1 protein-coding gene is annotated in these 243 nt (G+C 37.0%); it reads left to right on the top strand.

What is annotated here, in order from left to right; translation table 11 throughout:
* The coding region (locus tag AC2FCQ_RS24705) for a hypothetical protein (protein WP_490658456.1) at nucleotides 1-243 on the top strand (243 nt) is incomplete at both ends.

The raw sequence follows: 243 nt of genomic DNA, 5'->3' as shown, positions 1-243 counted from the left end.
CATAGATAGTTTAGCGCTCTTTCTTGCTATCCTTTTTATCCAGGGGATGTCTTTTCGAAAAATAAGACAATATCGCCCTAATTGGTTCCAAAGTGGTAGTAGACGGCTTTTTCTTTCCGTTCTACTCGGCGTCTATTATGGTTTAGCGGGTACTTATTTTATTTATGAAGGTGCTTACGAAAATAATCCCGTTATTTACACGAATATGCGGATTTTGATTTTGATGGTAACAAGTGTTTTTGG

The sequence above is a fragment of the Serratia sp. CoH_134_PS_4 genome (assembly GCF_058190535.1).
Note: the sequence above shows the minus strand (reverse complement) of the source record. Positions and strands in the feature narration are given on the sequence as shown.